Consider the following 9,657-nt stretch of genomic DNA (forward strand, 5'->3'; position numbering starts at 1 on the left):
GCCCCGGCCAGCCCTTCAACTCCGTCTGGGCCGCCGCGATCTCGCCCGACGGCACGCCCGGCGCGCCGGATGTGGCGATAGCCCAGGTGAGGATATGCCGGTCGAGCGAACCTTCGGCGAGACCATTCCGCGTGGCAAGGGCGGCGGCGATGTCGTTGCCTGCAAGTGCGTCGAGCCCGGCTTTCAACTGCGGGGCAACGACCAGCGGATCGGTTCTCGGGATCGTGCCGGTGACGTCAGGCACGGGAGTTGCAACAGGCGCGGGCATCGCGGCGGGCATGGTGATCGCGACCGGGTTTTCGGGCTTCACATAGGGGAGGGGCGCCATGCTCTCGGGAAGCGATGCGGCAAATGCATGCATGCTCACAGCGCCGAGCCCCAGTGCTGCGAGGATCAGAACAGGCCTGTACATCCGGTAACTCGCGAAAATATGTCGTCCCCTTATTAGCCGCCAGCCACATTAACGAAAGCTTACCACGTTTATGAAAATGCGCGGTTTCTTATATGAGATTCCATATGAAATCCCTGGCACTTGCGCTTGTCGTCGCTTTCCCGCCGCTTTATGGTGCGCGACCTGAGAGGCTTTCTGGAAAAGATCGGCTGCGTCGCTGCCCGTCCAAATGTCCTGAACGTCCCTCATAGTCATGGATTGCGGCAGCAGAATGAACGTTGCCGACTGGGAGTATTGCATGTTCAAGGGATCGATGCCCGCCCTGGTTACCCCGTTCACGGCCGATGGCGCAGTGGACGAGCAGGCTTTTGCCGCGCATGTGGATTGGCAGATCGTCGAAGGCAGCAGCGGACTGGTGCCAGTCGGCACCACCGGTGAATCGCCGACGCTCAGCCATGACGAGCACAAGCGCGTCGTGGAACTCTGTATCGAAGTGGCCAAAAAGCGGGTTCCCGTGATCGCCGGCGCCGGCTCCAACAACACCCGTGAAGCCGTCGAGCTGGCCGTGCATGCCGAAAAGGCAGGCGCCGATGCCGTCCTGGTCGTGACGCCCTATTACAACAAGCCGACCCAGAAGGGCCTGATCGCCCATTTCTCGGCGATCGCCCAAGCGACGAAGCTGCCGATCATCATCTACAACATCCCGCCGCGTTCGGTTATCGACATGTCGCCGGAAACGATGGGCGCATTGGTGAAAGCGCACCGAAACATCGTCGGCGTCAAGGATGCGACCGGCAAGATCGAGCGTGTCTCGGAACAGCGCATCACCTGCGGCAATGATTTCGTGCAGCTCTCGGGGGAAGATGCGACAGCGCTCGGCTTCAATGCCCATGGCGGCGTCGGCTGCATCTCGGTGACGGCCAATGTCGCGCCGCGCCTCTGTGCGGAATTCCAGGCGGCGACGCTTGTCGGCGATTATGCCAAGGCGCTTGAATACCAGGACCGCCTGATGCCGCTGCACAAGGCGATCTTCCTGGAACCCGGCCTCTGCGGCGCCAAATACGGACTCCACAGGACCCGCGGCATGAACCGCACGGTCCGCTCGCCGCTGGTCTCGACGCTGGAGCCGGCAACCGAGGCGGCGATCGACTCTGCGCTGCGCCATGCCGGGCTGCTGAACTGAGAGACGTCAGCGCTCGCCGCTTCACTTTCGGCATCCGCCGCATTACATAGGTAACCAACCCCGCTCATTGCCCATGGGCGGGGATTTGTTTTCGGATAAAGGGCGGAAACGGAATACACCCATGGCCCCCAAAGGCAGCCAGCGCACGGTCAACAAGATTGTCGCGGAGAACCGCAAGGCCCGCTACAACTATGAAATCCTGGATACCTATGAGGCCGGCCTGGTCCTGACCGGGACCGAGGTCAAGGCGTTGCGCGAAGGCAAGGCCAACATTGCCGAATCCTACGCATCGGACGAGGGTAACGAAATTTGGCTGATCAACTCGCATCTGCCGGAATACCTGCAGGCCAACCGTTTCAATCACGAACCGCGCCGCCGCCGCAAGCTTCTCCTGTCGAAGCGCGAGATTAATCGCCTGCGCGTTGGCATCAATCGTGAGGGCATGACGCTGGTGCCGTTGAAGATCTATTTCAACGAAAAGGGCCGCGCCAAGCTCGAACTCGCGCTCGCCAAGGGCAAAAAGCTGCACGATAAGCGCGAGACCGAGAAGGAACGCGACTGGAACCGCCAGAAGTCGCGGCTTCTGAAGTCGAACTGATCAACCGCGCAGCTCCCGCCGAAGCCATTTTCGCCGTATATCGATCGTGAACTTCCCTGACTCCCGGCCGTTAAGGGAGACACCAGGGAGTTCTCGTGCGGAAGACAAATTATCCGGATATCATCATCGATGCGATCGAGCGGCGGCGGATCATCGAACTCCGCTACAAGGACGTAAAGCGCAGGGTGCGGCCGCATATCCTCGGTTATGTCGGCGAGGGCGCTCTTGCCCTCAGCGCCTGGCAGATTGCCGGAACGGGTACCGGGTGGCGTCTGTTTCATGTCGACGATATCAGCGATCTGACCGAGACCGAGGCGGGCTTCCGCAGCCCTGCGCGCGGATATAATCCCAACGATCCCGCCTTTTCGCGGATCATCGAGCGGCTGTAAAATCCCGCCCTAGGAACAAAATCCGCCTTCGCCCGTTCGTTTTTCATCTCTGAGCGCGAGCGGGCAATGGGCAACGGGGCAACGGGGCAACGGGGCAATGACGCGAAAGAAAATCCTCACCTATGGCATGCTGGTGATCGGCGTCAGTGCCGCCGGTTATCTCCTGTATCACACCTTTCGCGAATACTCGGTCTCCGACATCGTCGAATCCGTCCGCGCCATCCCCACCTTCAACCTCCTGATGGCACTCCTTTTTGCCTTCGGTTCCTATCTCTGCCTCTCGGGCTTCGATTGGGCCGGCGTGCGTTATGTGAAGAACGACCTCGCCTATCCAAAGATTGGGCTTGCCTCGTTCATCGCGCTGTCGATCGGCCAGAGCGTCGGTCTTGCGGGCTTGAGCAGCGGCGCGCTACGCTACCGCTATTATGCGCATTGGGGCATGAGCACCGAGGACGTGGCGAAAATCGTTCTGCTGTCGGGCGTTACCGTCGGTATCGGCATGGCCGTGCTGTCGGGCATCGTCATGGTCATCAATCCGAAGGATGCCGCGGCGGTGCTGGGTTTGAGCGAAACCGTGATCGTCACGATCGGTGTTGCCTGCCTTGCCGCAACAGCCGCCTACCTGACGCTCGCCGCCTTCGTCCGCACGCCGCTCAAAATCCGCGCATGGACCTTCGAAATGCCGACGCTGAAGATCGCAATAGCCCAGGTGGTGATCGGCACGATCAATTTCGTGCTGGTCTCCGCCTGCCTTCGCGAGGTCATGGCTGCCACGGCGGATGTCAGCTATCTCAAGGCGGCGACCGCCTTCGTGCTCGCCAACCTGGCGATACTGATCACCCATGCGCCGGGCGGTCTCGGTGTACTCGAGGCGACGGTTCGCCACGTCATGGGGGACCAAGCCTCGATCGGCTCGCTGGTGGCCTTCCGGGTCATCTATTTCTTCATCCCGTTCTTCATCGGCCTGCCGCTGTCCTTGATCATCGAGGCGATCTTCCGCGCCAACAAGATAAAGCGCCAGTCGCAGTCGGGGCTTCAGCTGTCCGAGCCGGCATCGACGTGAGATTGGCGGGCGCCGCCACCCCCCTCTGCCCTGCCGGGCATCTCCCCCACAAGGGGGGAGATCAGCTGGCGGCGTGCTCACGGCTCTCTCTGAGGTCTCACTCTCTGCCACGAAACGTTGGGAGCGGCGGTCATCCCACTTGTAATCTCCCTCCTTGTGGGGGAGATGCCCGGCAGGGCAGAGGGGGGTCGCATCCGCAATACCGCGAACGTAGCTAGCTGTTCCTCACCGTCATCCGCCGCTCATGCTCCAGCAGCCAGCGCTTGCGCCACAGCCCGCCGCCGTAACCGGTGAGGCTGCCGTCGGCGCCGATCAGGCGGTGGCAGGGGATGACGATGGCGATCTGGTTGGCGCCGTTGGCGCCCGCCACCGCGCGGGTGGAGGAGGGGAGGTTGAGTTCGGCGGCGACCGCCCCATAGGTCGTGGACACCCCGGCCGGGATTGCCCGCAATGCCTCCCAGACCTGCCGTTGAAATGGCGATCCGTGCCCGGCAATCCGCGTCTTGAACCCCCGGTCCTCGCCGGCGAAATAGGCCTTCAGCTCCTCCTCGATCTGATCGATCGGCGGATGACGTCCCATGACGATGCCGCTGCCGGTGAATTTCTGCAGTTTCTTGATTTCCGCCGGCAGCGCCTTGCGCTCGGCGAATTCGAGGAGATGCAGGCAATGCTGGTCGGCGATCGCCATCATCGGCCCGATCGGCGTTTCGATCCAGTCAGCCCTGAGCAGCACCTTGGTCCGCAGGTTGGCGGGTGCCGCACCGAACAGCTTCGTCACGGCGCTGCGAAAGCCGCTGCCAGATTCGTAACCGGCATCAAGCTGCGCATCGAGAACGCTCGCCCCTTGCCTCAGCGTTTCTGCCGCCTTGCCCATACGCCTGAGCCTGGCGATCTCGAGAAAACTCATGCCGAACTGCCGCTTGAAGGCACGCCGTGCGGTCGACGGATCGATGCCGAGGGAAACGACATCATCCTCGCTCCAGCGGCGAAAAGGCTCCGTATCGAGCGCCGTCAGCAAGCGCGTCACCATCGGATCCGCCTCGCCGAGTTTCAGCATCGGCCGGCAGCGGCTGCAGGGTCTGAAGCCGGCCTCAAGGCATTCGGCGATCGTCTCAAAGAAACTGGTGTTTTCGCGCTTCGGCTTGCGGGCCGGGCAGGTCAGGCGGCAGAAAATGCCGGTCGTCTTCACCGCAGCCCAAGCAAAGCCTTCATAGGAGGCGTCGCGGGCGACCAGTGCATCGTAGAGAAGATCGTCGGAAGGGCGTTCGAAAAGCATGGATCTTTTCTACCCCAGAACGAAAAAAGGCGCCGCCGAAAAACGGGCGCCTATTCTTCTTTTGAAATGCCGGATGGCGATCCGGGCAAAGGGCCGGATCAGAGATCGGCGGCTTCGGCCGATTCCGCCGGCCGGGCCGGGCGTTCGGACGGATCGCGACCGACTTCGGCCTTCAGCGACACCAGGTCGATGAAGTGGTCGGCCTGCCGGCGCAGGTCGTCTGCGATCATCGGCGGTTGGGTGGCCATGGTCGAGACCACGGAAACCTTGCGGCCCTTGCGCTGCAACGCCTCGACGAGTGTGGTGAAGTCGCCGTCGCCGGAAAACAGCACGAGATGGTCGACGGTTTCCGACTGCTCCATGGCATCGATCGCAAGTTCGATATCCATGTTACCCTTGATCTTGCGGCGGCCCATCGAGTCGGTAAATTCCTTGGCCGGCTTGGTGACGACCTTGTATCCGTTGTAGTCGAGCCAGTCGATCAGCGGGCGGATGGAGGAATATTCCTGGTCCTCGATCAGGGCGGTGTAATAATAGGCGCGAAGAAGATAACCGCGCTTTTGAAAGGCCTTCAGCAATTTCCGGTAATCGATGTCGAAACCGAGGCTTTTCGAAGCAGCGTAAAGATTTGCGCCGTCTATGAAGAGAGCAATCTTCTCCCTTGGGTCAAACATGTGGTCTCCATCCCCTTTTCTTATGAACCTGCTTGGCAGGTGGAGGCCTGGTCAATATAAGCCGAGCCAAATCTCCGGAATAATCCACTACATTACGAACTATTCATATAACTGTCATTTATGGCACGATTCGCAATAATCCAAGCAGCTTGGGGTTGAATTTCGCCGGCACCCCCAGAAGGCGTGGCCTCACTTGTCGAAAGTCAATTATCAGGAAAAACTTGAATTTGCCGCGCAATGCCTGTATCGGGCGTATCAATTCCGAAAATCACTGATCAAAGGACAGGCAATGGCCCGTGTCACAGTAGAAGATTGCATTGACAAAGTCGACAACCGGTTCGAACTGGTCCTGCTCGCGAGCCACCGCGCCCGCCAGATCTCGCAGGGCGCTTCGATCACCATCGACCGCGACAATGACAAGAATCCTGTCGTCGCTCTTCGCGAAATCGCCGACGAGACGCTTTCGCCGGACGACCTCAAGGAAGACCTTATCCATTCGCTGCAGAAGCATGTCGAAGTCGACGAGCCCGAGCCCGATCCAGCTTCGCTGATTGCTGCCGGCGGCGTTGCCGTCGCCTCCGATCGCGACGAGGAAGACGACGCTCCAGAGACCGTCACCTTCGACCAGATGTCGGAAGAAGAACTGCTCGCCGGCATCGAAGGCCTCGTGCCGCCGGAAAAGAGCGACGATTACTAAGCGAAACACCCGCTTAGCAAGTTTTCGTTCATTCTCTCGCCCTAATCTGCTTGAATGTTTTATGATGGCTGCGCCAACCTTTCCGGTTGGCGCGCCATTTTCTTTTCGTCCGGTGCCCATTCGCAGGCACTGAAGCGGTATCGAGGACATTTTTCAGGATGATGCGGCAATACGAGCTCGTGGAGCGGGTTCAGAAATACAAACCCGAAGCCAACGAAGCTCTGCTCAACAAAGCCTATGTCTATGCCATGCAGAAGCATGGTCAGCAGAAGCGCGCCAGCGGCGACCCCTATATTTCCCACCCGCTCGAAGTCGCCGCCATCCTCACCGACATGCATCTCGACGAATCGACGATCGCGGTTGCCCTGCTGCACGACACGATCGAGGACACCACCGCCACCCGCGCCGAGATCGACGAACTGTTCGGCGAGGATATCGGCCGGCTGGTCGAAGGCCTCACCAAGCTGAAGCGCCTCGACCTCGTCTCCAAGAAAGCCAAGCAGGCGGAAAACCTGCGCAAGCTGCTGCTTGCCATTTCCGACGACGTGCGCGTCCTTCTCGTCAAGCTTGCCGACCGTCTGCACAACATGCGCACGCTCGAGCATATGAAGGCCGAGCAGAAGGCGCGCATTTCTGAAGAGACCATGGACATCTATGCGCCGCTTGCCGGCCGCATGGGCATGCAGGACATGCGAGACGAGCTGGAGGAACTGTCCTTCCGCTACATGAACCCGGAGGCCTACGACACCGTTACCCAGAGGCTGGCCGATCTCGAAGCCCGCAACGAGGGCCTGATCAAGAAGATCGAGGACGAGTTGCGCGAGCTGCTGATCGCCAACGGCCTCAAGGATGCCTTCGTCAAGGGTCGCCAGAAGAAGCCTTATTCGGTGTTTCGCAAGATGCAGTCGAAGTCGCTCTCCTTTGAGCAGCTTTCGGACGTCTACGGTTTCCGCATCGTCGTCGGCGACATCCCATCCTGCTACCGCGCGCTTGGCATCGTCCATACGCGCTGGCGCGTCGTGCCCGGTCGTTTCAAGGATTATATCTCCAACCCGAAGCAGAACGACTACCGCTCGATCCACACCACCATCGTCGGCCCGTCCCGCCAGCGCATCGAGCTGCAGATCCGCACCCAGCTGATGCAGGAAATCGCTGAATACGGGATCGCCGCGCATGCGCTCTACAAGGACGGCAGGGGCGGGGAGCTGCTGCCGAAGGAGTCCAACGCCTATTCCTGGCTGCGCCACACCATCGAGTCATTGGCCGAGGGCGACAATCCGGAAGAATTCCTGGAACATACAAAGCTCGAACTGTTCCAGGACCAGGTCTTCTGTTTCACGCCGAAAGGCAAGCTGATCGCGTTGCCGCGCGGCGCCACGCCGATCGATTTTGCTTACGCGGTCCACACCAATATCGGCAACACCACCGTCGGCGCCAAGATCAACGGTCGCATCATGCCGCTGGTCACAAGGCTCAACAACGGCGACGAGGTGGAGATCATCCGCTCCGGCGTGCAGGTGCCGCCCGCTGCCTGGGAGGAGATCGTCGTCACCGGCAAAGCGCGTTCGGCAATCCGCCGAGCCACGCGGATGGCGATCCGCAAGCAATATGCCGGCCTCGGTCACCGTATCCTGGAGCGCACTTTCGAGCGCGCCGGCAAGGTCTTCACCCGCGAAACGCTCAAGCCGGCGCTGCATCGACTGGCCCACAAGGATGTCGAGGATGCGATCGCCGCGGTCGGACGGGGCGAACTCTCGTCGCTCGACGTGCTGCGCGCCGTCTTCCCGGATTACAAGGACGAGCGCGTCACCGTGAAGCCCGCCGCCGACGACGGCTGGTTCAACATGCGCAGCGCCTCGGGCATGATCTTCAAACTGCCGAACCAGCGGCGCGTCTCGCCGGAGGAAGTGGAAGCCGGCCCGGATCCGCTGCCGATCCGCGGCCTCTCGGGCAATCTCCAGGTACGTTTCGCGCCGAGCGGCGCGGTACCGGGCGACCGCATCGTCGGCATCATGGAAAAGGATACGGGCATCACCATCTACCCGATCCAAGCGTCTGCGCTGCAGCGGTTCGACGATCAGCCCGAACGCTGGATCGACGTGCGCTGGGATCTGGACGAGGCCAACAAGTCCCGCTTCCTTGCCCGCATCGAGGTCAACACGCTGAACGAGCCGGGCACGCTTGCAACCGTCACCCAGACGATCGCCCATCTCGACATCAACATCCGCACGCTGACCATGGGCAGCAACCGCGCGGCCGATTTTTCCGAGATCACCATGGAAGTCGAGGTCTGGGACCTGCGCCAGCTGAACCAGCTGTTGAGCCAGCTGAAGGATCTCGACTGCGTGGCGAACGTCAAGCGGGTGTATGACTGAGAGACCGTTTGAAAAGGGGCCATAGGTTCGAGGTTGCCCTCATTCAAGCTTCTGATGTGGAAACGGCCAATTCAGCGCGGATGGCTGTCGGTGTTGGGGTGCCCCGAACGTCTTTTGTTAGACGAGGCGAACACCTTGTAGATTGAACCGATACATCGGAGATTGGAAACATGGCGCTTAAGCGGATGGACAATGTAGGAATCGTCGTCGAAGACCTCGATGTGACGATCGATTTCTTTCTCGAGCTCGGTCTCGATCTCGAAGGGCGGGCGACGATCGAAGGGGAATGGGCCGGGCGCGTCACCGGGCTGGGCAATCAGCATGTCGAGATTGCCATGATGCGCACACCGGACGGCCACAGCCGGCTCGAGCTCTCCCGCTTCCTCACGCCGCCGGTCGTCGCAGATCACCGGAACGCCCCGGTCAACGCGCTCGGCTACCTTCGCGTCATGTTCACCGTGGACGACATCGGCGAGACGCTTGAAAGGCTCCGCGCGCGCGGCGCTGAGCTCGTAGGCGAGGTCGTCGACTATCAAGACGTGTATCGGCTTTGCTATATCCGTGGGCCCGGAGGGCTTCTCATCGGGCTGGCCCAGGAACTCACCTGAGATCAGCCCTGCACCGTCTCTGCCTGGCTCGCCGCCGCAGCCGCCTCGCTCGCATCCCGCACGAAGGCGCCTTGAGCCCGCAACGTCGACTGCAGCTCGGCAATATCCACATTCCGCGGCGCCACGCCACGGTTGGCCGCAATGCCCGCCGCGACACCCGCCGCCTGGCCGGTCAGCCAGCACTGCGGAATCTCGCGCATGAAACCGTGGCTATTGGCATCGCAGGAGATGTGCCGCCCGGCGGCCAATAGTCCGTCCAGCCTTGCCGGCACCAGCGCTCCGTAGGGTACTGAGATCACCGGAAATTTCGGCGAGACCGAGGGACTGACGCCGATTTCATCCGGCAGAACGGCGCCGATCGGCCACTGGCTGCGCTCGACCCGGCCGGCGCCGGCCAGACGCC

At 61.2% G+C, this 9,657-nt stretch carries 10 protein-coding genes and 1 pseudogene; 7 read left to right on the plus strand and 4 right to left on the minus strand.

Going from position 1 to position 9,657, the window contains the following annotated elements; genetic code table 11:
* Positions 1 to 412 (minus strand): annotated as a pseudogene (locus tag MOV61_RS25420) (lytic transglycosylase domain-containing protein); the annotation flags it as partial.
* A gap of 277 nt (positions 413 to 689) precedes the next feature.
* Here MOV61_RS25420 and dapA point away from each other — a divergent pair.
* From dapA to MOV61_RS25440, 4 genes are all read left to right on the plus strand, one after another.
* Positions 690 to 1,574, plus strand: a complete 885-nt coding sequence (gene dapA, locus MOV61_RS25425) for a 4-hydroxy-tetrahydrodipicolinate synthase (protein WP_247138578.1) — start codon at positions 690 to 692, stop codon at positions 1,572 to 1,574.
* Between the two features lie 121 nt (positions 1,575 to 1,695).
* A complete protein-coding gene (smpB, locus tag MOV61_RS25430) occupies positions 1,696 to 2,172 on the plus strand; it encodes an SsrA-binding protein SmpB (RefSeq protein WP_038541461.1) in 477 nt (158 codons plus the stop codon).
* A 95-nt stretch (positions 2,173 to 2,267) separates the two neighbouring features.
* Complete coding sequence (locus MOV61_RS25435) at positions 2,268 to 2,561, plus strand: WYL domain-containing protein (protein WP_247138579.1); 294 nt, start codon at positions 2,268 to 2,270, stop codon at positions 2,559 to 2,561.
* A gap of 97 nt (positions 2,562 to 2,658) precedes the next feature.
* On the plus strand, positions 2,659 to 3,624 hold the full coding sequence (locus MOV61_RS25440) for a YbhN family protein (RefSeq protein WP_247138580.1): 966 nt from the start codon (positions 2,659 to 2,661) through the stop codon (positions 3,622 to 3,624).
* 214 nt (positions 3,625 to 3,838) lie between these two features.
* On the opposite strand, the gene MOV61_RS25445 is transcribed toward MOV61_RS25440, so the two are convergent.
* Together MOV61_RS25445 and MOV61_RS25450 are read right to left on the minus strand one after the other, a co-directional pair.
* On the minus strand, positions 3,839 to 4,900 hold the full coding sequence (locus MOV61_RS25445) for a bifunctional transcriptional activator/DNA repair enzyme AdaA (RefSeq protein ID WP_247138581.1): 1,062 nt from the start codon (positions 4,898 to 4,900) through the stop codon (positions 3,839 to 3,841).
* 98 nt (positions 4,901 to 4,998) lie between these two features.
* The gene (locus MOV61_RS25450; protein ID WP_007774007.1) at positions 4,999 to 5,574 is read right to left on the minus strand and encodes an NYN domain-containing protein; all 576 of its coding nucleotides are present in this window, start codon (positions 5,572 to 5,574) and stop codon (positions 4,999 to 5,001) included.
* Between the two features lie 289 nt (positions 5,575 to 5,863).
* Between MOV61_RS25450 and rpoZ the strand changes: the two genes are divergently transcribed.
* The 3 genes from rpoZ to MOV61_RS25465 all read left to right on the plus strand — a co-directional run bounded on the left by rpoZ (position 5,864) and on the right by MOV61_RS25465 (position 9,254).
* Positions 5,864 to 6,271, plus strand: coding sequence for a DNA-directed RNA polymerase subunit omega (gene rpoZ / locus MOV61_RS25455; RefSeq protein ID WP_037080919.1), 408 nt, complete (start codon positions 5,864 to 5,866; stop codon positions 6,269 to 6,271).
* 158 nt (positions 6,272 to 6,429) lie between these two features.
* A complete protein-coding gene (locus MOV61_RS25460) occupies positions 6,430 to 8,646 on the plus strand; it encodes a bifunctional (p)ppGpp synthetase/guanosine-3',5'-bis(diphosphate) 3'-pyrophosphohydrolase (protein WP_038541471.1) in 2,217 nt (738 codons plus the stop codon).
* A 170-nt stretch (positions 8,647 to 8,816) separates the two neighbouring features.
* The gene (locus MOV61_RS25465; protein ID WP_247138582.1) at positions 8,817 to 9,254 is read left to right on the plus strand and encodes a VOC family protein; all 438 of its coding nucleotides are present in this window, start codon (positions 8,817 to 8,819) and stop codon (positions 9,252 to 9,254) included.
* Between the two features lie 2 nt (positions 9,255 to 9,256).
* Here the strand turns inward: MOV61_RS25465 and MOV61_RS25470 are convergent.
* On the minus strand, positions 9,257 to 9,657 hold a 401-nt coding region (locus MOV61_RS25470; RefSeq protein WP_247138583.1), incomplete at its 5' end, for an FAD-dependent oxidoreductase.

Source organism: Neorhizobium sp. BETTINA12A, from assembly GCF_023006485.1.
GTDB lineage: Bacteria > Pseudomonadota > Alphaproteobacteria > Rhizobiales > Rhizobiaceae > Neorhizobium.